General features: G+C 52.1%; 31 protein-coding genes and 1 pseudogene. 21 read left to right on the forward strand and 11 right to left on the reverse strand.

Annotation, left to right across the window (positions count from 1 at the left end; genetic code table 11):
• Nucleotides 1-39 precede the first annotated feature (39 nt).
• The 3 genes from HJG54_RS34285 to HJG54_RS34295 all read right to left on the reverse strand — a co-directional run bounded on the left by HJG54_RS34285 (nt 40) and on the right by HJG54_RS34295 (nt 2,695).
• Complete coding sequence (locus HJG54_RS34285; RefSeq protein ID WP_316436439.1) at nt 40-933, reverse strand: DUF1963 domain-containing protein; 894 nt, start codon at nt 931-933, stop codon at nt 40-42.
• A gap of 731 nt (nt 934-1,664) precedes the next feature.
• On the reverse strand, nt 1,665-2,249 hold the full coding sequence (locus tag HJG54_RS34290; RefSeq protein ID WP_316435597.1) for an IS630 family transposase: 585 nt from the start codon (nt 2,247-2,249) through the stop codon (nt 1,665-1,667).
• A complete protein-coding gene (locus HJG54_RS34295; RefSeq protein ID WP_316430114.1) occupies nt 2,210-2,695 on the reverse strand; it encodes a helix-turn-helix domain-containing protein in 486 nt (161 codons plus the stop codon). Before HJG54_RS34295 ends, HJG54_RS34290 begins: the two co-directional genes overlap by 40 nt.
• Before the next feature lie 1,329 nt (nt 2,696-4,024).
• Here HJG54_RS34295 and HJG54_RS34300 point away from each other — a divergent pair.
• A pseudogene (locus tag HJG54_RS34300) lies at nt 4,025-4,369 on the forward strand (phycoerythrobilin:ferredoxin oxidoreductase); the annotation flags it as partial.
• Between the two features lie 232 nt (nt 4,370-4,601).
• Here the strand turns inward: HJG54_RS34300 and HJG54_RS34305 are convergent.
• Complete coding sequence (locus HJG54_RS34305; protein WP_316436441.1) at nt 4,602-5,351, reverse strand: Uma2 family endonuclease; 750 nt, start codon at nt 5,349-5,351, stop codon at nt 4,602-4,604.
• A gap of 536 nt (nt 5,352-5,887) precedes the next feature.
• Here HJG54_RS34305 and HJG54_RS34310 point away from each other — a divergent pair.
• The 3 genes from HJG54_RS34310 (at nt 5,888) to cpcA (ending at nt 7,586) form a co-directional block, all read left to right on the forward strand.
• Nucleotides 5,888-6,118, forward strand: a complete 231-nt coding sequence (locus tag HJG54_RS34310; RefSeq protein WP_316436443.1) for a hypothetical protein — start codon at nt 5,888-5,890, stop codon at nt 6,116-6,118.
• Between the two features lie 387 nt (nt 6,119-6,505).
• Nucleotides 6,506-7,024 carry a phycocyanin subunit beta gene (locus tag HJG54_RS34315; RefSeq protein ID WP_316436444.1) on the forward strand — a complete coding sequence of 173 codons (519 nt, stop codon included), beginning with the start codon at nt 6,506-6,508 and terminating at the stop codon, nt 7,022-7,024.
• Between the two features lie 73 nt (nt 7,025-7,097).
• Nucleotides 7,098-7,586, forward strand: coding sequence for a phycocyanin subunit alpha (gene cpcA / locus HJG54_RS34320; protein WP_036009782.1), 489 nt, complete (start codon nt 7,098-7,100; stop codon nt 7,584-7,586).
• A gap of 110 nt (nt 7,587-7,696) precedes the next feature.
• On the opposite strand, the gene HJG54_RS34325 is transcribed toward cpcA, so the two are convergent.
• The 3 genes from HJG54_RS34325 to HJG54_RS34335 all read right to left on the reverse strand — a co-directional run bounded on the left by HJG54_RS34325 (nt 7,697) and on the right by HJG54_RS34335 (nt 8,950).
• Entirely contained in the window at nt 7,697-8,137 is a 441-nt protein-coding gene (locus tag HJG54_RS34325; protein ID WP_316436445.1) for a PIN domain-containing protein, read from the reverse strand.
• A complete protein-coding gene (locus HJG54_RS34330; protein WP_316436446.1) occupies nt 8,127-8,384 on the reverse strand; it encodes a CopG family transcriptional regulator in 258 nt (85 codons plus the stop codon). Before HJG54_RS34330 ends, HJG54_RS34325 begins: the two co-directional genes overlap by 11 nt.
• A gap of 104 nt (nt 8,385-8,488) precedes the next feature.
• Nucleotides 8,489-8,950, reverse strand: a complete 462-nt coding sequence (locus HJG54_RS34335; RefSeq protein WP_316436447.1) for a DUF29 domain-containing protein — start codon at nt 8,948-8,950, stop codon at nt 8,489-8,491.
• A gap of 509 nt (nt 8,951-9,459) precedes the next feature.
• Between HJG54_RS34335 and HJG54_RS34340 the strand changes: the two genes are divergently transcribed.
• From HJG54_RS34340 to HJG54_RS34370, 7 genes are all read left to right on the forward strand, one after another.
• Complete coding sequence (locus tag HJG54_RS34340; protein WP_316436448.1) at nt 9,460-9,651, forward strand: hypothetical protein; 192 nt, start codon at nt 9,460-9,462, stop codon at nt 9,649-9,651.
• 55 nt (nt 9,652-9,706) lie between these two features.
• Nucleotides 9,707-10,003, forward strand: coding sequence for a type II toxin-antitoxin system RelE family toxin (locus HJG54_RS34345; protein WP_316436450.1), 297 nt, complete (start codon nt 9,707-9,709; stop codon nt 10,001-10,003).
• The gene (locus HJG54_RS34350; RefSeq protein ID WP_316436452.1) at nt 10,000-10,245 is read left to right on the forward strand and encodes a hypothetical protein; all 246 of its coding nucleotides are present in this window, start codon (nt 10,000-10,002) and stop codon (nt 10,243-10,245) included. Before HJG54_RS34345 ends, HJG54_RS34350 begins: the two co-directional genes overlap by 4 nt.
• Nucleotides 10,246-10,273: 28 nt before the next feature.
• The gene (locus tag HJG54_RS34355; protein WP_316436453.1) at nt 10,274-10,501 is read left to right on the forward strand and encodes a hypothetical protein; all 228 of its coding nucleotides are present in this window, start codon (nt 10,274-10,276) and stop codon (nt 10,499-10,501) included.
• A gap of 38 nt (nt 10,502-10,539) precedes the next feature.
• Nucleotides 10,540-10,884 (forward strand): type II toxin-antitoxin system VapC family toxin, encoded by a 345-nt coding sequence (locus tag HJG54_RS34360; RefSeq protein WP_316436454.1) that lies wholly within the window; start codon nt 10,540-10,542, stop codon nt 10,882-10,884.
• Between the two features lie 60 nt (nt 10,885-10,944).
• Nucleotides 10,945-11,790 carry a HEAT repeat domain-containing protein gene (locus HJG54_RS34365; RefSeq protein ID WP_316436456.1) on the forward strand — a complete coding sequence of 282 codons (846 nt, stop codon included), beginning with the start codon at nt 10,945-10,947 and terminating at the stop codon, nt 11,788-11,790.
• Nucleotides 11,791-11,921: 131 nt separating this feature from the next.
• Entirely contained in the window at nt 11,922-12,734 is an 813-nt protein-coding gene (locus HJG54_RS34370; protein ID WP_316436457.1) for a HEAT repeat domain-containing protein, read from the forward strand.
• Between the two features lie 95 nt (nt 12,735-12,829).
• Here the strand turns inward: HJG54_RS34370 and HJG54_RS34375 are convergent, their stop codons facing one another.
• Nucleotides 12,830-13,075: a hypothetical protein gene (locus HJG54_RS34375; RefSeq protein WP_316436458.1), complete on the reverse strand. Its 246-nt coding sequence runs from the start codon at nt 13,073-13,075 to the stop codon at nt 12,830-12,832.
• Nucleotides 13,076-13,757: 682 nt separating this feature from the next.
• On the opposite strand from HJG54_RS34375, the gene HJG54_RS34380 reads away from it, so the two are divergent.
• The 6 genes from HJG54_RS34380 (at nt 13,758) to HJG54_RS34405 (ending at nt 17,831) form a co-directional block, all read left to right on the forward strand.
• Nucleotides 13,758-13,928 carry a hypothetical protein gene (locus HJG54_RS34380; RefSeq protein ID WP_316436460.1) on the forward strand — a complete coding sequence of 57 codons (171 nt, stop codon included), beginning with the start codon at nt 13,758-13,760 and terminating at the stop codon, nt 13,926-13,928.
• Nucleotides 13,929-14,193: 265 nt separating this feature from the next.
• Nucleotides 14,194-14,508: a hypothetical protein gene (locus HJG54_RS34385; protein WP_316436461.1), complete on the forward strand. Its 315-nt coding sequence runs from the start codon at nt 14,194-14,196 to the stop codon at nt 14,506-14,508.
• 192 nt (nt 14,509-14,700) lie between these two features.
• Nucleotides 14,701-15,279, forward strand: coding sequence for a WD40 repeat domain-containing protein (locus tag HJG54_RS34390; protein ID WP_316436462.1), 579 nt, complete (start codon nt 14,701-14,703; stop codon nt 15,277-15,279).
• An 18-nt stretch (nt 15,280-15,297) separates the two neighbouring features.
• Entirely contained in the window at nt 15,298-16,368 is a 1,071-nt protein-coding gene (locus HJG54_RS34395) for a WD40 repeat domain-containing protein (protein ID WP_316436463.1), read from the forward strand.
• The gene (locus HJG54_RS34400; RefSeq protein ID WP_316436464.1) at nt 16,365-17,363 is read left to right on the forward strand and encodes a L,D-transpeptidase family protein; all 999 of its coding nucleotides are present in this window, start codon (nt 16,365-16,367) and stop codon (nt 17,361-17,363) included. Before HJG54_RS34395 ends, HJG54_RS34400 begins: the two co-directional genes overlap by 4 nt.
• Nucleotides 17,364-17,594: 231 nt before the next feature.
• A complete protein-coding gene (locus HJG54_RS34405) occupies nt 17,595-17,831 on the forward strand; it encodes a hypothetical protein (protein WP_316436466.1) in 237 nt (78 codons plus the stop codon).
• A gap of 40 nt (nt 17,832-17,871) precedes the next feature.
• Here the strand turns inward: HJG54_RS34405 and HJG54_RS34410 are convergent, their stop codons facing one another.
• The 3 genes from HJG54_RS34410 to HJG54_RS34420 form a co-directional block, all read right to left on the reverse strand.
• Nucleotides 17,872-18,354 carry a glutathione peroxidase gene (locus tag HJG54_RS34410; protein WP_316436468.1) on the reverse strand — a complete coding sequence of 161 codons (483 nt, stop codon included), beginning with the start codon at nt 18,352-18,354 and terminating at the stop codon, nt 17,872-17,874.
• Between the two features lie 29 nt (nt 18,355-18,383).
• A complete protein-coding gene (locus HJG54_RS34415; protein WP_316436469.1) occupies nt 18,384-18,914 on the reverse strand; it encodes a phycobiliprotein lyase in 531 nt (176 codons plus the stop codon).
• A gap of 560 nt (nt 18,915-19,474) precedes the next feature.
• Nucleotides 19,475-20,134 (reverse strand): HEAT repeat domain-containing protein, encoded by a 660-nt coding sequence (locus tag HJG54_RS34420; protein WP_316436470.1) that lies wholly within the window; start codon nt 20,132-20,134, stop codon nt 19,475-19,477.
• A gap of 248 nt (nt 20,135-20,382) precedes the next feature.
• On the opposite strand from HJG54_RS34420, the gene psb34 reads away from it, so the two are divergent.
• The 4 genes from psb34 to HJG54_RS34440 all read left to right on the forward strand — a co-directional run bounded on the left by psb34 (nt 20,383) and on the right by HJG54_RS34440 (nt 22,944).
• Nucleotides 20,383-20,550 carry a photosystem II assembly protein Psb34 gene (psb34, locus tag HJG54_RS34425; protein ID WP_036009753.1) on the forward strand — a complete coding sequence of 56 codons (168 nt, stop codon included), beginning with the start codon at nt 20,383-20,385 and terminating at the stop codon, nt 20,548-20,550.
• A 230-nt stretch (nt 20,551-20,780) separates the two neighbouring features.
• Nucleotides 20,781-21,362: a phycobilisome protein gene (locus HJG54_RS34430; protein ID WP_316436471.1), complete on the forward strand. Its 582-nt coding sequence runs from the start codon at nt 20,781-20,783 to the stop codon at nt 21,360-21,362.
• Between the two features lie 54 nt (nt 21,363-21,416).
• Nucleotides 21,417-22,121, forward strand: coding sequence for an ankyrin repeat domain-containing protein (locus tag HJG54_RS34435; RefSeq protein WP_316436472.1), 705 nt, complete (start codon nt 21,417-21,419; stop codon nt 22,119-22,121).
• Between the two features lie 268 nt (nt 22,122-22,389).
• Complete coding sequence (locus HJG54_RS34440) at nt 22,390-22,944, forward strand: phycobiliprotein lyase (protein WP_316436473.1); 555 nt, start codon at nt 22,390-22,392, stop codon at nt 22,942-22,944.
• The last annotated feature ends 78 nt before the right edge of the window (nt 22,945-23,022 follow it).

Consider the following 23,022-nt stretch of genomic DNA (forward strand, 5'->3'; position numbering starts at 1 on the left):
CAATTCGCGTTCGGTTGGCGTTACTATAGCGGTTCAGCTTCAAGTCGATTGAATCATCCAGTGAATGTTGTGGTGATCATCGATAAACAAATACAGCGTGCCAATACTGCCCCAGCGCAGAAACGAATCTGGCGCATCGGTGGCCCCAAAGCGAGCGGCAAACCATGCTTGATCCAAGCGAGCCGCCCGGTTCAAGAATGGATAGGGCCAGCATTGATCGGGCACCGTTGAGGTCAATTGAGCCAAAAATCGCCCTGGCAGTGGCTCTGGTTGCTGAATCCAGTCTGGACTGCCGCCGATTTTGGTCGCCGAATAAATCGTGGGCAAATCGTCGCTGATTGCTGGGAACTCGTAACGGTCGATATCTGGGTAATCATCGGTTCTAAAGATGGAACCATAGCAAGGAAACGGTTGCCACTCAACGGCGGGAATCATCTCGACACTTACCAGCGGAAACTCACCCAGGTTGACCCATTCCACTTCAATCGACGGCTGGGCTAAAGTCGAGTCTTCCTGATCGAGGATCGGACCATAGGCATCGCACTCGGCAAACAGCAGCAGCAGATCACCGGGCAGCTTGCCGACAATATCGTGCGAATCAGCAAAGCAGAACTGGGCGATAAACGTGAGGGGTCGATTTGAGGCGGTGTGTGGCCAAGCTTGCTGCGCTGCGCGATAGGGCAGTCCACCGATTTTGGTGATCTCGCGTTTGGGTGATTCGCCTTCGGCAAAGATAAACACATCCGTGGGCGTGGCCTGATGAGTGCGCGTGGCCAAGTTTGCCCTCTCACGCAGGTGCTCGTTCCAAACCAGTTGCAACGGTCCGACGAGGTCGGTATAGGCTTGCTGCAAAGCTTGACTTGATACCTGTGGCAGGATTTCCTGTTGGAATATTTCCTGCCAGTGCGCCAGATGCAAACGATCATGCAGCATACCTGAAAACTATAGAGTGAAGAATCAATACACTATGGTCTAAAGCTTCTAAACCATCTCGTAAATTTACTATGATCAGCTTTTGAAAGCAATACACCATTATCTGTAGAATTGCCACCTCCGAATTCTAGAGGTTTTATGTGATGCGCTTCATATGGTTCTGAAGGAAACTGCCACCCTTTTTCTCGGTACAATCGTACAAGAGGAGAACGAATATCCTTTCTTCTACAAGGTGGTGTGGTGCTAGGGGCATCATCACATCGATTGAAAGGTCCTCGGGGAAAAGGCACCTGCCGAAATCCTAAGCCAAACCGATCCAACACACTAATATTAGGATACGCCGCACCTTGATCATTAAACCACCAAGCGGTTTCCCTTTCATAGGTAAGTGGAGTACCTCTAGAAGAAGTAAAGTTACCTACAGCTTTAACTTTAATGCGTGAAGTACGCTGCACCCTATAGGTACTTTGAATTTCACAAGATTTTCCTCCACATCTCTTACTTCGTCGAGTTGAACTTATCAATGTATACTGATTTGGAGCACCAACATTTGCTTCATATAACTCAATTTGCAGCGAGATTACGGTTCCTTGGCTACATGATACATTCGCTTTGTACGTTAAAGGAGCGGTATCATTTGGGTAAATTAACTCAACAGCAAAATCATCACAAAATAAATTGCGTGTTGTTGAAGACTTATTAGAGTAACTTAAATCATCACTACAGCCATCCTAGATAGGAGATGAACAGTAGCCGTACATAAACGCCTTGGCGAAAGCAAAGGTTTGACAATGCGTGACCAATTGAAACAGAAACTTGACCGACCCAAATCTTCTACACATTCGTGCATACTTGCGAATAAACTGCTTCGCTTGTAACCAAACATCCTCAACTGGATTCTGCTCAGGTGCATTAGGGGCTAAGCGAATACAGGTAATCTTCCACGCCTCAGTCGGTAAGCCTCCATTGGTCTGCTCCAGAAATTCCTGCACCACCTTTGAGCGGTGGTAGCTCACCCCATCCCAGACAATCACCAGGCGCGTGTTCTCAACATACAAAGACTGGAGATACTGTAGGAAGGCAACCGTATTCTCTTCGTTGCCTGCGCTGTACTCTTTGACAACAAACTGCTTGGTGAGATAATCCAATGCCCCATAGTAGGTCTGTCGTTGCTTGGTAGACTTGACTTCCACATCCACCCGTTGCTTGCGGCGGCTCCACCCATAGCCACTGATATCGCCCCACAACAGGTGGCATTCGTCGAGAAATAAAACTCTTAATTGTCCATCGGCGATCTCAGATTGATGCGTTGCCAGTAGCGCTTCAAGTTCTCTTTTTTTTCCTGAACCAGAGTTTCATCCTTGTCAGGGTGAACCGGTTGTGCCTTCTTCCAACTGAAGCCAGCGTCTCTGAGCAGGGCATAGTAGCTCTGGAGTGATTGGTAGACCACCCCATACTCATCCTCAATGTGGTCAATTACCTCCTGGAGTGTCCAAGCATCCTGCCCGTCGAGCCACCGAAACAACGCTTGCTTCTGCTCACAATCGAGATAGCCTTGGGTGCCCCAATAGTTGGAGCGCAGTCCCTCCACACCTGAGCATTCGTAGCGTTGATGGCTAGCTGTGATGAAGCCAACCGACACTTGCAGAATGTCACGGATCTCCCGATAGCTGTGACCGCCTTGACTCATCTGCACAGCGAGTGCACGCTTGAGTTCCAACGGAGGTGGGTTACTTTGAATGAACTGTTCGAGCGTTTCCATCGGCTGAGGGGGTAAAGTTTGGGGCACGTCCTCAGCCTACCATTTGTTCACATCCTATTTAGGATGCCTATATCTAAAGGCCCACTTTTGGAAGTGATGACAAAAGAACTTTTACTACTTAGATACTCCCCTTTAACGATATCGAAGGATAGTTGAGAGGCAGAATTTACAATCGACTTGTTAGACTTTTCATCCTCTTTTGAGAAACTAGGAAAAGAAATGGAAAAGAAGAAGAGGGGAAGAATGAAAAACTTTACAAGCTTTTTCATTTGATTAGTTCTGCTCCTTTTTTGGAACTAGTAGATCCTGAGGATATAATTTGCACATCCAAGTCATCAGGTAGTAAGGACAAAAATCCTTAGAACGACTTTCTCTAATAAAATTCTCAGTAATTTTTATTACTACCTCCAACAGTTCTACTATTGGTAGCTGCCTACGTCACATGATTTAGTTATGCTAGTATCATTTATAGAAGAACATATTGCACCGTAACTTCTAGTGCTAGTGCTAGTAATTGAACTACTGGAAGGAACTGCTATCTGCTCATATTCCTGAGGTGAAATAGTTGGCTTTGAACAAAGATTAGTTAGATCAACAACATCTCCGTTGCTTCTTTGTATGAAGCAAAACGGAGTGTCTTGTGCATGACTTGAATAATCACTTTCATTGAAGTTTTGTCCAAATACAGCCTTTGTTTCCAATGTGAAGCTTGCTAGAGTGAAGATTATTATACTAATTTCTTTTGAGCAAGCTCTTAATGACAAAAAATACGCAGGGGTGCAAATAGATGGAAGCATAATACCAGAACTTGAAGCACAGAACAGTAGTAGACTATTTGCTGATTGAGCAAACGCGAGAGAATAAGCTTAAGATGCATCAATAGAAACTCGAAGCAAATGTGAGTTTCTATTTTATATATGACTGCGATGGTGACATTGTACTCGTTATTGAACTTGATCGACTATTCATAAACTTTGCTATTCCCTCGAAATAGCCACCTGCTAGATCGCTTGAACACATGAGATTTTTTAACTCTGGTTCTTTCCTAAACCAATTTGTTAGCTTGCAAAATTGTGTTGAGAAAGCCGCCTAGTCTTTACTGTTGTCAACCAAAATTCTTAATGCCAAACTCTTCTTAGGTACTACAGCTTTCACAAACAGGTTGTGAACAGGGGGTGTGGGGCGGTGCCCCCACGCAGGGGTGAAACCCCTGCACCCCGTTCATATCCTGCAAAGGATGGCTATAAGTGACGTAAGACTTCAGGAACTGTACTCAATTGAAGCAGAGATTTCTAAGCCTGTAAATATGAGTTTCAGAAAAGGAATTATCAGCAGCTCGAGTGGGGCGGTGAGTTTCCCGCAGATGCCCAAGCCTTTTTTTCGCCGGCGTTTTTGTGGACGCGGCCCAAGCAGACGAGCGTGGTGGAAACGCAGGTGTTTGCTGCCTTTCAGGACTATCTCAATGCCTATTTAGACTTGGTCGAGCAGGCCGAACCCGTGACCGATGTGGTGCAGTTGCAGGCGATTGAGGCGGCGCAGTTGCGCTATATCCGCTATCGGGCCGAGAAGGATCCGGCTCGCGGCATGTTCACGCGCTTTTATGGGCCAGACTGGACCGAGGCGTATATTCACGGGTTTTTGTTTGATTTAGAGCGGCAGCAGGTGAAGTCCTGAGGAGGCCGTTAAGCAATCACGACCAGTTGGGTTGGATCGAGGAGCGGTTGGGTGGTGAGGGTGGCAATCTGAATCGTTGCAGCGCCGCTTTGATTGCCATTGGCATCATAGAATAGGGTGCCGGTGGTTGAATTGTAAATGAAGCGCTGGGCGGCATGGGTGGGAGTGGTTGCCCCTGGAGTCGAGAAGACCTGGCTGGCGGTGAGGCCCGTTCCTGGCGTTAAGCCTTGAGTTATAGTTCATCCTCTGGGTTGAGGCCGAGTGCTCTCAGGCGGTCGGCGAGTCGTTCAGCCCGTTGTCGTTCCTGTTCAGCTTCGGTCAAAATCCAATCGCCATTGGCGTCAAACCAGCGTAGCCAGCGCCGCTCAATGCCGGCATGCTCGCCTTGCCATAGCCCCAGACCTAAGCTGATTTCCGGCAGCCAAACTCGCGGTTCCGGCAGCGTCAGTTCTTGATAATGGCCGGCCTGTAAGGTAAACACTTGCAGCTGGTCGCTATAGCGACTGAAGGTCACATAATAAGGAATCCGCAAAATTTGCTCATACACCTGCCATTTAGTGGGCGGTTGGTTTCGGTCTCGCTGGGTGCGTCCTAAATCCTCGGCTTCGGTGCCGGGTGACAGCAACTCCACCACCACAAACGGGCTGATGCCCTCCTGCCAGATCACATAACTGAGGCGCAACTCTCGACCTTCATAGAGCCTCGATACCCCGACCACGCCAAACCAGTCGGGGCGTTTGTAGCGGCTTGGGTAGCGAACATCGTAATAGAGATTCAGGTCGCTGCCACTAAATACCTGCTCTGGCGAGTAGGTCGGCGGCTGGAAGGTGAGGCGCAGCAGTTCGGGTTGCAGGTCATGAAACTGATCGGGCAAGCCAGGTTCCTCCGGGTCTTCGCTGGGGAGATCGTACATCGTGGGCAGGGTCTCTTTCGCCGGACGAGGCGGATCGGTTTGTTCAATCCAGGGTTTAGTGAAGGACATGGGCAACCTCGCAAAGCACCAATGGATGGAGTCATTCTAGCGTAGGGTCAAGTCACCCTAAACCGGCGAATTTTGGCTCAACCGGGTTGAATCAGATGATTGGCTGCTGTGAATAAACTCACGATTGCTACCGAATAAGTGAACAATAAGCTGAGCAATCAATTCTTAACCTTGTAAACCAAAATGGCAAACAGCAGTGTATCTAGATTGAATTTTGCCTGAACCGTTGAATGCTATTTATCGAATGCAATCTGAACGGAGAACAACTATGGCAATGTTAACGTTGAAGAATCTTTGCTGCATCGAAACCGAAGACTGGACCAGAGCAGATGAACCCTATCTGCGGGTGAATGGGTCTACTAAATGGCGCGTAGCTTAAACGATGAAGATGTCGATTTATTGAATAAAAGGGCAATCCGCTGCAAGTCAGCTTTAACGGGCAAACAACGATTAGCCTGCATGAGCAAGACGTTGGCTGGTTTGATGACGATGATTTCCTGGGCAGTTGGAAAGTCACTCGTCAAGCGGCGGTGGCGGTGGCCGGTGAACTCGTCGGTCCGGTTGACTTGGGCCAACTCGACCCCAACTTGTATGCCATCTTGACCGTGAGCCAACCTAGTCAACTCGGGCTGCCGCAGCGAATCGGGGCTGATGTGGTGATTGTGCGCTTAGAGCAGCAGATCCCGGCTCAGCGCGATGTGCGATGCGGCAACGTTTGCTCGCTGAACAAGGGGCTGCGTGGCTGCCCACCCAACTGCGGCAACTAATCGAGGCCGGCGCCATCCATCTCACCTGACTCCCCCACAATTGTCAAAATTCGTAACAAACATTTGATCCAACTACATAGTATAAAAAAGAAGGTGGAAGGCACCCAATGCCAGGATTCATTTGCATGACCCGGCGTTGAGCGACCGACCCAGTCCTCATAAGAACCCAAATGCGGCTCCCCTGGTTTTCAGAAAGCCTGGCTTGTTGCAATGATTTGTAACAAACTGGGCTGAAAAATGAGGCAGTGAGACGCAGGCTGATGGGGAAACGTGTTCGCGCGTAGAGGCCCCTCAGTAGTACTCATCAGGTTAGAACCCAACCGTAACTGAGCTTGATTCAGTGTTCAATTGGACCTCACTCAACCAAACAGATAGGAGATTGAGTTTATGTTAGATGCGTTTGCTAAGGTTGTTTCCCAGGCTGATGCACGGGGTGAATACCTCAGTTCTTCTCAATTAGATGCCCTCAGCGCTATGGTTGCCGATGGTAACAAGCGGATGGACATCGTGAACCGCATCACCAGCAATGCCTCCACGATTGTGGCGAATGCGGCGCGCAGCCTGTTTGATGAGCAGCCTCAGCTGATTGCTCCGGGTGGCAATGCCTACACCAACCGGCGGATGGCGGCCTGCTTGCGCGATATGGAAATTATCTTGCGCTATGTCACCTATGCGATGTTTGCCGGCGATGCCTCGGTGCTTGACGATCGCTGCCTCAACGGTCTGCGGGAAACCTACTTGGCGCTGGGGACTCCGGGTGCATCGGTAGCCGTGGGCGTCCAGAAAATGAAGGATGCGGCGATTGCGATTGCCAACGACCGCAACAACATCACCCCGGGCGATTGCAGCAACCTGATCGCAGAACTGGGTGGCTATTTTGATCGCGCTGCTAGCGCCGTCGCCTAGTCGCGTTGCGCGGCTGATTCACGAATTCTCGTTTGTATTGATTTACCGATATTACTTGGGAGATAACCTGACCATGAAGACTCCTTTAACCGAAGCCGTGGCTGCGGCAGATTCGCAAGGCCGGTTCCTCAGCTCGACCGAAATGCAGGCTGCCTTTGGTCGGTTCCGGCAGGCGGCGGCTAGCCTGGAAGCTGCGAAAGCGCTGTCGTCGAAGGCGCAAAGCTTGGCTGAAGGTGCGGCCAATGCGGTGTACCAAAAGTTCCCCTACACGACCCAAATGCAAGGCCCAAACTATGCCTCGACCAACACGGGTCGCTCGAAGTGCGTGCGGGACATTGGCTACTACCTGCGCATGGTCACCTACTGCTTGGTGGTGGGCGGCACTGGCCCGATGGACGATTACCTGATCAGCGGTCTGGCTGAAATCAACCGCACCTTTGATCTGTCGCCGAGCTGGTATGTGGAAGCCCTCAAGTACATCAAGGCCAACCACGGTCTGTCGGGTGACCCGGCGGTAGAAGCCAACTCCTACATCGACTATGCAATCAATGCCCTCAGCTAATTCAGCGGGTTGATTTAGTCGGTTTAATCTGGCCCGGAGTGATGAACGGTTGTCGCGTGTCGATGAGAGTTGATTGCTCCGGGCCTTGCTTTTGGTTGACGCAGTAGAATTCAGCAGCATTGAAACTCATCTGCTAAGGGATTGGTAAAGCGCACCCCTTCTACAATTGCTCCGGCATTAAAATCCTCGCTGTAAATTTCAGTAATCTGATTCAGCCGAGCCGTGGCCCAAATTTGGGCATCCCAGTACTGAAACTGGTGAGTTTCTACGCCTCGAACGGCTTCCAGCGTAATTAAGCCTGTGAGTTCAACGACTTGACAAGTGCTGAGATAATTGCGAATGCGTCCAAGTGCTTCTATTGGAGTCAGCAGCGGTCGGTTAGCGCGAGTGGTTGCCATAAAAAACTCACCCATGATTTGGGGGCTAATCACGGCACTGGCCCTTTGAATTAATGCATCCACGACGGTGATCGCGCGTTCTTGCTTACTCGGCTCGAAGCTGTCGTAAAGATAAACCAAAATATTGGTGTCCAACAGAACTTTATCGTTCATAGAGGTCTGCTCGTTGCCAATCGCGCCCACCGGGTAAGGCAGGACGTTGCTTGTGTTGGGCAATGAAGGCTTTTTCGGCTTGCCATGCAGCTAGGTTGGGCGACGGTGCATGCACCGCACTAAGATGCTGATCTAACGCTTGGCGAATAATTTCGGCTTCACTGACTCCAGTTTGTTGGGCAATGCGTTTGAGAAGGGTGTCTTGTCGAGCGTCTAAATAGATTTGCTTGCGGACTTTGGCCATCATACGGATAACATAATGTATACAGCACATTATACATTACTATTTTAAGTGGGTGGAAGTGAGGCAATGGGTCTCAATGGATTGGGCAGGGCGGGTTCACAGCTTGATTAACCGTTGAACGGATTGGATGCTGAATCTGGCTCTGGCCAAAACTCAGGATTCAGCGTTTGCTCTAGTGTGTAGGGACAAAGTTCTGGAAACACCTGCTCACTCAACTGTGTTTCTTGAATGGCAATGGCTAAACCGAGTTGATAGGCATCGGCAAAGCCCTGTTCCAAATAGGGTCGCAGACTGGGGCTATCTTGCAAGAGCAGCTTGATTTGAATACGCTGTTCTCGAATTGTGCCTAACCAGCTATTGCTGCGATGTTCGGACTGGAACTGCCATTTCAATAAATGTCCCAGCAAAACAGCTAAGCGATTGCGTAACTCTTGCCGTTCTTTGCGACCCAAGGTTTCGAGTTCCTCAATTAGATTGGGTGTGTCTAATTGCTGCCACTGCTGAGTTTTGAGCAACGTCACCTGCTCTTGGGTCCAAGCATAGAAGTCGGTTTCGTAGAGGGAGAGCATTTTAACCTATTGCACTTTTGCAATCAACTTCATTACGGAGACTGATCAGCAGTGATCTAATATTGAGAACGTTCCAATTTTGAGAACGTCATGTTGTCCGGATTATCCGAACAATGTCTTGATGAGACTGGATTTGAGCTAATCCGTTAAATTATCTAACCCTGGTGTTTTTACTTGAATAAATTAGTATGAAAATATACAATAATATCACTGTTTTCAAATCAGAGAGAAAATAGTCGTACTCTAGAATCATTGTAGGAAAAGACTTGTAGAATATTCGTTTCCTAGCCGTGTGCGTAAAAAATTGAGTGATTTTAAGTTGACGTTTCATGTTTCAACCATGTAAGATAAAGGCATCCAGAAAGAATTTGTCAAGCCTGCCTATTGCGATCTCTCGTGAGGGCGGGCTAAGCTTGTTTATATCGAGGCGTTGACAAATTCTTTCTGGATAAAAGTATTTGTTCAGTGTCCTCGACGTAAACCGTTTCACCTCATGGAGGGCACTGCTTATGGAAGAAGCTGACTCTTTCAGCCTCGAACTCAAAGCACCTGGCAATTTTTTCCTAAAGCTAATTGCACGGGGGAAGGTTACTGTATTTGTATTTGGGGGAGTGATTGTGTTAGTCGGTGGGACAGTGTTGTGGATCAATTATTCACAACAACCTACGTTCTTACCTGCTGAAATTCACTCGCAGCAATAGTGGAGCAGAGGAGGCTCTGCGGATTCGTTCTGTGGGGCCTTTAGAATAGCAAGTGATGCAGTTCACAATTGAAATTACCGAAGAGGCGATTGAGGATCTAGAGTATTTTGATAAAGCCACACGAGTCATGATTCTCGATGCCATTGAACGGCAGCTTAGTGATCAACCTTTGCAAGAAACTCGAAACCGCAAACCGCTACGGCCTGGATCACAATTTAACTGGGAGTTACGCATTGGCAGCTACCGCGTTTTTTATGATGTGATTGAGGCTATTGTAGTTGTGAGTGTGGTTGCGGTGGGATACAAAGATCGGAATAAACTCTATATTCGCAATCAAGAAGTCAACGTATGAAAACTGTTGATTTGGCTCAGGCTAATCTGACGGTAGCTGAACTGATTGAACTGGCAGAACAGGACACGCTGATTCTAAAGAAACCCGATGGGACAGAGTTTGTATTGTCGCTAGTGGATGATTTGGCGGCTGAAGTGGACGCCTTACGGCAAAACGAGGAATTCATCGCTTTTCTCTCTTGGCGCTCTGGCTCAACTCGTCGAGTTTCTCTGGCAGATGCCCGCAAACGATTAGGAATTTGAAAGGTTGACCTTCTCTGACATGACTAGCATGGAACCCTCGATCATCCAAACTATCGTTCAGCAATTAGAAGGATTGCCTCAACCATCACAGCAGCAGGTGCTGGAGTTTGTCCGCTCGCTGGCTCATTCGCAGCTTCAAGGTATTTCTGGTGCTCAGCTGTTGCAATTTGCGGGCACCATTCCAAGCGATGATCTCCAGTTGATGCGCGAGGCCATTGAGCAAGACTGTGAACAAGTGGATTGGAATGAGTGGTAGATATTTGCTCGATACCAATACCAACACCAACATCATCATTGCGCATTGCGCTTTTTGCCAATGAATCAACGGTTCGAGAGCATCTAGCTGAAGCTACCGAAGTGTTTATCCCTTGCATTGCCATTGCTGAATTGAATTATGGGGCGCGCAAATCAAGCCGAGTGCAGGCCAACTTAGCTCGGATCGACGCATTCGTTGCCAGCACTGGGGTGCTTGGCTGTGATGCAACTCCGGCCCGTTGGTATGGTGAAATTAAATATTCGTTGCGCCTCAAAGGTTGCCCCCTGCCTGAAAATGATAGTTGGATTGCCGCGATTGCAGGTCAACCTGATTTACGCCTGGTCAGTCGCGATGCCCATTTTCAGGAAATCGAATCCGTCTAGCTTGTCGTCTGGTCGGTCACTCAACCAAGGTGTTTTTCATATCCTTTATCCCATCCTCCTATGCCCGAACAACCGTTTGATCACGATACCAACGAGGCCATCAGCAGCGATTCACTCACCGTCGAGCAGGCCATCGCCAACCTCCAAGGCGAAGATCTGGGCCTGCGGGTGTATGCGGCCTGGTGGCTGGGCCGGTTTCGTGTCGATGAACCCCTCGCCATTGATATTTTGATCACAGCCCTAGACGATGAGGCCGACCGCACCGAGGCCGGGGGCTATCCCCTGCGGCGCAATGCGGCTCGTGCCTTGGGGAAATTGGGTGATCGGCGGGCGGTGCCGGCTCTGATTCAAGCCCTCAGCTGCTCGGATTTCTATGTGCGGGAAGCGGCGGCCCAGTCGTTGGAACTCTTAGGAGACCCAAGCGGGATTCCGGCCTTGCTCGCTCTACTGCAAGATCAAATTCCTGGCACGCTACCGGCTCCCGAACCGCCCTATCTGGTGCAGCCCTACGACGCCATTCTAGAAGCCCTCGGCACCCTACAGGCGGGCGCAGCGGTTCCCTTGATTGTGCCGTTTTTGCAGCATGAAATTCCCCGGATTCAATATGCGGCGGCGCGTGCCCTGTATCAATTGACGCCAGACCCGCGTGAGGCCAGTCAGTATGGCGATCGCTTGGTGGCGGCACTGGCCGGCGATGAATTGCAACTGCGGCGGGCCGCCTTGGCTGATTTGGGCGCGATTGGCTATCTGGCAGCCGCCGAACCGATTGCCCAAACCCTAGCTGAAAATAGCCTCAAGCTGATTGCCCTCAAAGGTCTCTTAGAAACCCAAATTCAGCAACGCCAGCCACCTGGCTTAAACGAGGGGGCCATCCGGGTGATGGCGTTGATGGATGAGTTGCTATAGGGCCGCTCGTTTGAATTGCGATTGAGCGATTGAATCGATTTGTTACACCTGACCCCAACCGCTCGCATTGCGGGCCATCGGCATTCGACAATACCATATAGACCTGATCATCAATCCTGTTTTCTGCCTCCATGCCAGATACTCTCAAGACTCTGATTGCGGCGGTTGATGCGGCGGATTCGTCGGCCCGCTTGCTCGAAGCTGTGCAAGACTTAGCAAATGCAGCGGACGTTGGGGCGGTGCCTACGCTGATTGCGGCCCTCAGCTACAACAATCCAGGAGCGGCGGTGGCCGCGGTAGATGGGTTAATCAAAATTGGAGAACCGGCGGTGCCGGCGCTGCTGGATCAGCTGGACCGGCATAACTATACGGCACGAGCCTGGGCGATTCGGGCGTTGGCCGGGATTGGCGATCCGCGAGGTCTGACGACCCTCTTGGGAGCGGCCACCGCTGATTTTGCCATGAGTGTGCGGCGCGCGGCGGCGCGGGGGTTAGGCACGCTCAACTGGCCTCAGTTTCCAGCCGATGAGTTAGAAATGGCCCAGGCTGAGGCATTGGATGCGCTGCTGTTTGTCTGCGATGACGAAGAATGGGTGGTGCGCTACGCGGCGGTAACTGGCCTGCAAGCCTTGGCGGCAGCGATCTGGCATAGCCAACCAGATTGGCGCACGCCGATTCTGGCGAAATTGGAGCAGCTCGGCACTCAGGATCCAATTTGGGCGGTGCGGGCGCGGGTGTGGTGGGCGCAACAGCAGTTACAGCAACTGCCGGAACCGCCAACGTCGGTCGGGGCCGAACCCATCCACGAGGTGATTGCCAACTGGCGCTCAACGCTGGAAAACCTCTATCGCCGCAAATCGCAAGAACGGCCCCTACCCGAAGGCGATCCGCGTCGGTTTCGAGATTTGGCTGCGTCGATGACGGTTCCGTTACCCGAGGCTTGAACTGCTGCTTGGCTACCGATCCATCGCTCTGACGGCAAGTCAGTCAACTCGTCAGAGTTTTTGAAGTTCAAAACCCCAAAGGGGTCGGAACGACTCTAATAGGGTTGACCACAGCGGGCCTGCAACTCGGTTTCGGATAATCCAAAATTCTGCTGCCGACAAAGCAAGACTTGGGCCGTGCGCTGTTGGGCATAAAACCGATGGGCGAACCATCCTAGCGGAGCACCCAACAATAAGGCTCCGAGTCCGATGCCAATCAACAAACTATTGACTAAATCCCGCCGATGAATGCGTTCTCGTGCTTGAATTTGCTCCGAAGAGGTGGGTTTGGTCTCGTGCATCGCCGCATCCTTAAACGACTATTTCTACCAAACCAATCTGAGCGGCGTCTAGCCTCTCTCGGAGTAGGGAGGAGGAGGTCTGACCCCGGACGGATTTTAGAATTGGGCGAGATAAACGCGACATCGCTCTTAACTGAGAAAAAGTTCAGGGTGTTCTCAGGTTGAATTCAGCTTCAGGCGTTAAGCTAGTCGGCACGATCCAAATGTGCCACAAAAGCACTTGTGGATGTGGTTGAGGATTGAACTGCAAAACGAATTTCTATTGACGCATTGAAATCCACCCTAATTAAAAGCTATTTTACTGGTCTGAGTGCTCTAGAAACTAGGTTGGCTGAAAGTTAAGATGAGTCGCAGTATTAAACGTTAAACGATAAATTAAAGTTCCATTAATAAATCTGAAAAATAGACCTAAATGATAAGCATTTAGGTCTATTTTTGCTGAAAATAAGTAGATGTAATTTTTAATATTACCGAGTCTTTTATGCTAACGCAATTTATATATCATAGTTTGGGCTAAAATCCAGAAAAATTACCCAGACGGGTACTTTTAAACTTAAGTTTCCGAAACGCAAATGGATTGACTTGAAACTGTGTTTAGAACAACTTTACCACCTTTAAATTCATTAGGAGTTCTATTCATGTCTCAATCCTTTGAACGATTCCCATTCGGCTGAACATTCCGGTGTTTATTGAACCCTATCCCTTCATTAAACCTGCGCTTGGTGTGAAGCAAACGCTACCCGTGCATCTCGAACCGACGCTGGTTGTTCAACCCGAAGTGCAAGCGAAACCACCGGTTTGTTTACCTCAACCGATTTATCAATACGACGTCCAAGCTGTTGACGAGGGATGACAATAACCGAATCCCATTGCTGTAGGAATGCGAGTGGGTCGGACAGACCCTGTTCATCCACTCCTCCTATCTTCAGTTTATCATTCCTTAACGCATCTATGCTTGATTACTTTAACCATCTTTTTGATAATTCTAAGTGAGGTCACTGATGAACGAGCCAATTTCCCCCAACGGTCAGGAGTATGGTGCAAACGGTGCTCCCCCCCCTGCTAAATGGCGTAAAGCTACATCCTGTGAATGAAAACCCCCGAAGGGATGGACGCCCGTGTCTCCTCCTAACGGTAAAAATAAAGCCTGGAATGACGCTGATCTCTGGCTGATCTGGAGTTCGGCCCAGTCGATCCAGCAAACCTCGAGCACGATCTCAAAATTAACCTGGGCCTTATTTGGCTTGGGGACGCTGCTGCTGCTCGGCAGCGTGATCATGGCGTGGACCTACCCCAGAGTGATCCATACCAATACCAGTCGAGAAGTGATCACCACGACGAAAGAATCTAATTCAATCAAAGATGTCTCAAAGGATATCCCAAAAGATAACTATGTCGATCCCCGCTATTATCGGCCACGTGCCCTGTGGTAAAACATCACTGCTCTTTCTCATATCTTACTGATAAGTTCTGAAGTAATTTCAGCATCATGGCTGGCCTCTGTTAAGGGGTTCGTGCATGCATTAATCTGGTCATACTGAATACGATACCCTTGCCTATCATCTGACCTGCTTCATTGCCTTAAACGACTTATGTACAACCGCTTCTGGTTTGCCGAGCAACCGATGGTCTCAACCGCAAAACCGCGGGTGATGTCGCCCCCGGCGACCCCCCTCCAATCTGGACTGCGCAACTTGGTCTGGCGATATGCGCTGCTGCTGCTGGGGGCTGGATTGGTGGCTGCCCCATGCATCTGGAGGGACTGGATGCAGCAGCAAAAGCTGGCCTTGGCAACGCAGGCCGCTGAGGTTCAACAGCAATTGGAACGCGATCCATTCATGGGCCTCGTTGCCGCGGTCGATGCGGTGGGTCAAAATCGAGCCCGACTGCCGCACCTGTTACCCGCGGTGCAAGCAAATTTGCTCACGGCGGTGCAAACCGCAAAAGAGCGCTATCGCCTGACGTTGAACCATCCCATCTCGACGCTGCGCTTTAGCCCCGATCAGCAAACACTGGCTATTGGCCTACAATCCGGCAATGCAGTGCTCTGGTCGCGGCAGGGATCTCAGCAGGTGTTGCCGGGAAATGGGGCGGCGATTGGTGCGATGGAGTTTAGTCCGGACGGTCAGATCCTGCTGGCCAATCCCGCCGCCGCGACGGGTCAGATCCAGCGGTGGCCGCTCACCAAGGAGCTGAGTTGGTAACGGCCAGATTGGGCAAGGATGACGGCGGTAGCCTTTAGCGCAGATGGGCAGTCGCTGATCACGGGCAGCAATGGCGGCAATGTGCGATTGTGGACGCGCCAAGGGGAGTGGATTGGTCGCCTGGATCCGCCCCATCAAGGTGCGGTAACGGCGGTGGCCAGTCAGGCGGCAACGCTGGTGAGTGCGGGTGAGGATGGCCGAATTTATCTGTGGAATGCCAAGGGCGAACGATTGGGCTATCTGTGGGCTGGGGCGAAGGTGAGCGCAATGCGGGTGAGTCAGTCTGGGCAGCGGATTTTCGTCGCAGACCAGCAGCGACACCAGGTATTTCTGTGGAATGGAGCGGCCGGGCAATGGAGCCAGTTTTTGCTCGGTCAAACGCCTAGGGTCCGCTCGGCAGACTTGAGTGCCGACAATGCCCTGGTGGCTCAAGGCTTGGCGAATGGCACGATCCAACTCTCGCCGCTGGCTGCCCCCGCATCTGCTCTGCCGGCGCAACCGCTGCGCGGCCATAGCGGGGCGGTGACGACGGTGCTGTTTAGCCCCGATCAACAAACACTGGTCAGCGGTGGCAGTGATGGCACGGTGCGTTTGTGGGATGTAGCGGACGCTACCCTGCTCACCCGCTTTCATCTGCAGGAATGGAGTGCCCAGCCGCTACAGACGGTGGCCCTGAGCCCGGATGGCAACCAGATCGCGATACGTGATGGGAGTGGGCAAATCCAGATTCGCAATCGCCACCAGCCACTCCTGGCAGCCATTGAGGGGCCGGCTCAGTCAGCGCTGCACCTGCGCTGGAGTGCCGATAGTCAAACTCTGGCCGTGCAATCTGGCTCCAGCCTCAGCCTGTGGACTCTCAACGGTGAAGTGGTCCGGCGGATCCCGCTTGCACGGCAGCCCCCCCTCGACTCGTTTGCCCTCAGTCCGACGGGAGAGCACCTGCTGACGGTGAGTCCGGCTGGGATGCAACTGTGGCACCTGCCGGCTCCAGACAAACCTGAACAGTCTGGGCAGGCGCTGGGTCAACCGATTCCCCTTACCCAAGCGCCGCACTATATGCCGTTAGCCCGGATGGACGCTACGCGGTGAGTGGCTGGGCCTCGACCGATTCCCTCTCCGGCACTTCCAATGGCCAAACCTGCTTGTGGCAGATCACCCCACCCCTATCCTCACCTGCCAGCCAGCCGCTGGCCAGCCACACGGCACTATTTAGCCCCGATGGTCAGACCGTGATGATTGGCGCTGCGGATGGCCGTCTGCAGGAATGGAATCATCAGGGGCAATCGCTGCAAACCCTCGCGGTGCATGCGGCCCCGATTACCGCCATTGCCTTGACGGCCGATGGTCAAACGCTGGTGAGCGGCAGTGCGGATGGCACGCTTCAGCTCAACGATCGGCACGGTAACCGCATCGGCCACCCCTTGGTCGGGCATCAAAGTGCGATTGCCGCGATCGCGGTGCACGAGGCCCAGGGAGAAAAAACGATTGTCAGCCTCAGCCAGGATCGGGAAGTGCGACTGTGGCAGGGCGATTGGCGCAGCTGGTTAGCAACAGCCTGCCGGCGAATTCAGGACCATCCACTGGTGCAGTCGCCCGTCACTGAGACCCAGCGTCGCGCCCAAGCGGTTTGTGCCTCGATGCCCCCGTTGCCCGTTGCGGTGACCGCGCCTCTTGCCCCAGCGGCCAAGCCGGCGGCAACGATTCGCTTAGTCGTCCAGCTGAGCCAACGCCGGGTGCAGGTCTATGAAGGCAAACAGGTGAAAGCTAGCTATCCGGTAGCGGTTGGTCAAGCTGGTTGGGAGACGCCGACGGGCCAGTTTCAGGTGTTTCAAATGCTGCAACAGCCCGGTTGGACCCATCCCCTGACCGATGCAGCGGTGCCGGCAGGAGCGAATAATCCCTTAGGCGAGCGCTGGATCGGGTTTTGGAGCGACGGTCACCAGGCGATTGGGTTTCATGGCACGCCGGATCCAGCCTCGGTGGGAACCGCTGCCTCCCACGGCTGTTTGCGGATGTATAACGAAGACGTGCGCGCCCTCTATGACTGGGTCCAACTCGGAACGCCGGTTACTGTCGAACCGTAAGCGAATGGTGACTCAACCTGAACCGCCCGCAGGCCACTGCCCACTGCTCAAGGGGCCGTTTACAGAATTGAGCGACAATCCATCTGAAACACGGCAACAACCTGAGACAATGAAACAAGATAGACCACCCCCTGACTCGCCGTCAGACCACTAGCCTTGCTGTCATTTGAGCGCTGGGGTGAGGCGATTCGCTGGTCACTTGTTGCACTCCTTGGGTAGGACTTCTGGATTATGAGCGAACCGTTACAATCTTCACCGGCCACGGCAGCAGAACTGGCCGAAGTGATTGCCGAATTTGAACACTATCGCGAACGATTGGTCAACGAAACGCTGGAAACGGCCCAACGGGCCAAAATGCCAAAAGCAACCGTAATGGCCAAACTCGAACCTGAGTTAGCCAAAATTGACGCGGCTCTGCAATCGTTGCGCGAGCAGCAGGCGAGCTTGGGCAACGCTGACCGCTCCTGAAACAGGACCTCTGCAGGTTGCTGGACACCTGCACCGCTGCTCAAGCCGCTAATTCGCGTTCAATGGCGCGGATCAGTTCTGGCGCATCAGGAGCGACCGCGCTTTTAAAGCGGGCCACAACTGCGCCGTGTTTGTTGATCAAAAATTTCTCGAAGTTCCAGGCTACCTCCCCTTTGGGGTCGGTCTGGGTGAGTTTGGCATAAAGTGGATGCTGCTGGGCACCTTTGGCATGCACTTTGTCAAATAGGGGAAAGGTCACCCCATAGCGGGTCTGGCAAAACTGCTGAATTTTGTCGAGGCTATCGGGTTCCTGCATGCCGTAGTCGTTGCAAGGAAAGGCCAGAATCTCCAACCCCTGCTGGCGATACGTCTGATACAGCGCTTCCAACCCCTGATATTGAGACGTGTAGCCGCAGTAAGAGGCGACGTTGACAATCAGCAGCACGTTGCCGAGGTAATCGCTCAGGGCTTTGGCGTGACCCTCAATCGTCGTAACGCAAAGATCCGTGATGGTTGTACTCATGGGAAGACGTTGCTCTCCTGCCCGTTCACCTACTTCAACCGCTTTTCGAGATACTGCCCAATCATCTGCTCTTCCCCAGCCCGCGAAATGATGGTCTGCCGGGTGCGGTACTGGGTGCCAATCAGTTTGACTTCTTCTTCAAACGAGTTGCCGCTGTATTCGGTCTTGAGGCACATGGTTTTAGGATCACGCATGTAAAACTGAGCGGTGATCGGCTTGCCGGTGGAAAAACCGCGATCGCGATACAACAAATTGCCCAAGACGCCAAACAAGGTCGAACCGGTCAGGGTTTTGGGACTCGGACCAATATAATTGCTCTGCCAGGTGGTTAAGGCTCCAGAGGTCAGCACGGTTTCCTCCTCTAACTGGTGCATCCGGGCCAGTTGAAGCAATGGCTCGCTGCCCTGGGGCAAAAACTGCACGGTTAAATAACTGATCACCTCTTGCGTCTCGCCATCCTTGAGGGTGTAATAGCGTCGATGCGATTCCCACTCGCCCTCCGACTGCTGAAAATAGGCTTCTACAATAGGGGCTAGATCTAGCTGGACGGTCTGAATCATGCGGCGCTATCCTCTCTCAGGGGTGGTTTGCAAATGAATGGACGATCTTGACATCAACCGCTGAGCTAAAAATGCCCCCAGCGGAACTCTTGAACCGTTAGTCAAGCAATTCAAAACAATTGTTTACATTTTGTTAGATTTCTTCATGGTAGTGCAGACCGGACCATCGAAGCAACGTGGGGTGGGCGTTAACCGGGGCTAGAGAGGCTATCGGAATGGCATGAAATGGCATGTTCGCTCCTGTCTGGCCTCAGTTTTGCCTCCCTGCTTTAGGGCATAACCTCAGGGCATTGGCTCGAAACACTGCCCAAATTTTGCCAAACTCACAGCTAAATTCTGTAAGTACTTATACTCAGCATCGTAAAGTTTGGATAAATTTTAAAAATTTGTAAATTTATCGCCATTAGGATGCCGAAGTATGCATTCAAATCTAATTGCACTATAGCGCAGGGCGAGGTGGTCTACCTAGCGTCTTGAGAGGTATTGCTTTGGAGGGGGTGGGGGATGGGGACGGCCCGTGTAGCCTGACTTTTGACTTCTGACTTCTAACTTCTAAACCGCTACGGCAGTAAGGTCTCTAGGGCGGCGGCGGCGACGCGGTGATCGGGATCGTGGCGCAGTTCGATCAAGCCGGCTTGGGCGTCGGAGTGGGGAAACGATTTGAGCGCATAGGCGACATGCTGCCGAACTTGCCAGGAGGGGGCGTGGCGGTGGTGCAGAATTTGGGCGAGGGCGAGGGCGGCCTGCTGGGTTGGAGCAAGGGTGGCGAGGGCGTCAATCGCGGCAGCCTGCACAATGGCATCGTCGCTACTGAGGGACTGCAGGCAAGCTTCGTAGAGTTCGTCTGGGCATTCGAGATCCACCAGGGCTGCCATAATGCTGCGCCGCACCAGCCAATGATCGTCTTGAATGCAGGCTTGCACTAAGTGAGCAGCAGAGATGCGACCAAATAAGGACAGGGAATTGGCGGCTTCGGCTCGGACGCTGGGTGTATTGTCGAATTTCATCAGTTCCAGCAGCGCGGCAAAGGATTCGGCGGTTTGCTGTTTGCCTAACCCCATGGCTACAAAGGTGCGCACCAAAAATTCTGGATCATGCAGATGCTGGAGTAAACGCGGCACCGCGATCTCGACGCTGTAGTCTTTGAGGGCCGAAATCGCCTTGAGCCGATACTGATAATCAGAGTTTCGTAAGTTTGCTTCGATGTCAGATAACTCCATGCCCAATCCCTAGCCTGCGGCCAGCACAATCAGCCGCGATCATCCTTCACTTTAATCGGAAATGGAACGGGCGAGTGGAGTGTCCAGCCTCCGAGACCCCAAAGAAAGTCTACCCCCTACCCCCTACCCCCTAATCACCCCTAGAAGAAATTCCAATATCACAAACTTGAAAAACTATTGCAATTTCGTTACATATTTGTTACATTTATTTACATAAAGACATAGATTGTTACAAAGGAGCGAGGGTTATGCAGACGAGAAGTGCAGAGGGGCTATTAAATTTGTATGCGACCGAGCCGGCTATGTATTACGCGGAGTTTCCGTCGGTTGAGCAGCAGCGGCGCTATGCGTTTCAGGGAGCGTTGGCTGTGCTGTTGGTTGTGACGACGCTGTTAACGGCATTGGCGGTCAGCTAAGTCAGCTCAGCATTGGGTTAACGGGGTGTTTCAAGCGATTACAAGATTTGAGCCTTAGCAGATTCTGCTAAGGCTTTTTTGTGAGTTGCGGCTGGGATGCGGGATGGCTTTGTAGGGCGGCTTTGCTGAGGCTGGCGGTGAACAGAAGTGGAACACTCAAGGGATACTGGAAGTGGATATCCACTCAGTCATGATTGGTGCCCTACAGCCAGAACAATTGATAATTGCTTATGCCTGCTCAATTTAATGACGCGATTCGAGAACTGATTCAAAACGCGAGAATTGTCAGCTTTACCGGTTGGCAGTCTACCCATCCGGCTGAAGCGATTGCCTTGTTTCAAGCGGCAGATGATCAGGGACGCTATCTAAGTCAGGCGGATTGTGCCCACTTGCAAACGCTGGTGCCAAGTCGAGCGGCGGGGTTGCCGGTGGCGCAGCAGTTGCGTGATCAAGTGGCGGAGATTGTGGATGAAGCGCGAGCTGGCGTTTTGGATACCTTTCCAACGATTACCCAACCGGGGGGTGGTCTCTATCCAAGCGAGCGAGCGGAGGCGTGCTGGCGCGATTTTTGGCATTTTCTGCGCTGCATCACCTACGGAATTGCTGGCCAGCATCTTGACTATACGAGCCCAGAAGGGCTGCACTATATGCGGTTGCTCTATCAAGAACTGCAGGTGCCGCTCGATGCAATGGTGGTGGGCCTCGAGGGCATTAAAACCGCGAGCCTCAACCGGGTCGCACGGGGTCAACCGGACGCCCTAGCGCCCTATTTTGATCACCTGATCGTCCAGTTAAGCCAGTTTCGCACTTAGATTCTCATGGTCAATGGGGGAATGGTTGAATCGGCTGATGCGTTTGATTGATCTATGATTGCTGCGGATGATGAACTAATCAAAGCCTCCATTCAAGGCGATGCCGACAGGGCAGCGGTGCTGTTGGCGCAAGGAGCCAATCCCAACACGACAGGGGTGACAACGGCCATTGGCCGCGGCAATACGGCGCTGATGTGGGCGGCAGTCGAGGGGCATTGGGCTGTGGTGCAGCTGTTGTTGCAGCAGGGCGCAGACCCCAATTGGCGCAATTCGGCGGGGTTCTCGGCCCTGATGTATGCGGCAGAATCGGATCGACGCGAGATTGTCATCACGCTTTTGGATGCCGGTGCCGCGATTGAGGGGACCAATGCTTACGGGGAAACGGTGCTGATGGCGATTGCTCGCAAAGGCCATGCCGATATTGTGCAGCGACTGGTTGCTCTGGGTGCCCCAATTAATGCCGTGAATAAGATAGGAGATACAGCGCTGTATCTGGCAGTAGATAATGGTCATGCCTATGTGGTGAAAACGTTAATCGCTTTGGGGGCTGAGGTCAATACCCATAATCTAGGTGGCTGGACCCCTCTGATGATGGCCTCGGCCAGAGGTGACCTCGATACAATGGAAATTTTGATTCAAGCGGGGGCCGATCTGCATGCCAAAAACAACTGGGGGGCAACGGCCTTGAGGGAAGCCCGACGCTCGTTTCGTGCTGATCAAGCCGTAGCGTTACTCAAACAGGCCGGCGCGGTGGAATGAGGGTTGAGGGATGTGCGTAGGGTCTTGGTCGGAGAACGTCTGCGGTCTGAGCGGGTGGCGCTACATCAGAATCTGGCTCTAAGCCATCGCTGCGAGTCCGCTCGCCAATAGCACTTACAATATCTCCTAGCATAGGGTGCCAACCACCCTCGCCCAATTCAACCCTTGCTACTGAACCTGCAAAATCGAGACCGCAAAGCGCAAAGCGCAAAGGTCTCTGACCGAGATGCGACGCGAACAAACCTTAGCCCTTCATCCTCTCTTTTTCATGAGTACCCTATCCACGTTTCACCAATTTTTTGACCATTGTGTCGGCAGCTGGAAGACCGAGCGGACCTATCATTATTTGACTCAGCCGCTGGTGGAGCGCTCGCATACCGATTTTGTGATTCATCCGCTCACGGTCGAGCAAAAGCAAACGGTGTTGAGCGATAACCAGTATGAGCCGACGGCCGTTGAGGCGTTGCCGGGATTCCATCTGGAGTTTCATACGGTCTCGGAAACGGGTGAAACGGTAGCGCAGGCGCTGAATATGCTGTTTGTGCCGAAGGGCGAAGCAGAGACGATTTTGAGCGGGGATTATCTGCGAGACCGGGCCTACGAGGAGGCCCGTCCGATTATTTCCCAGTTTCGCTTTAACCCCAACACCGGGGAACTGCTGATGAAAACCTACTATACGCGGGTGGTCTCGGTTGACTCGATTACGCTGGTCAATCCCCGCCTGCGGATTCGCAAAATTCTTAACTACCGCCGTCCGGCTGAGGGTGAACCGCTAACAGATGTGGTGCTGGTGGGATTTGGGGTTGAACAAAAAGCTGATTAAGCAATTGCATGCAGCGATTTGAGTTGGGGTGGACGGTTGAGTAGATCCCTGAACTTGGCTGAGAACCGGCTGCTCAGT

It is taken from the genome of Leptolyngbya sp. NK1-12, assembly GCF_032598965.1.
In the GTDB taxonomy this organism is placed as follows: domain Bacteria; phylum Cyanobacteriota; class Cyanobacteriia; order Elainellales; family Elainellaceae; genus Elainella.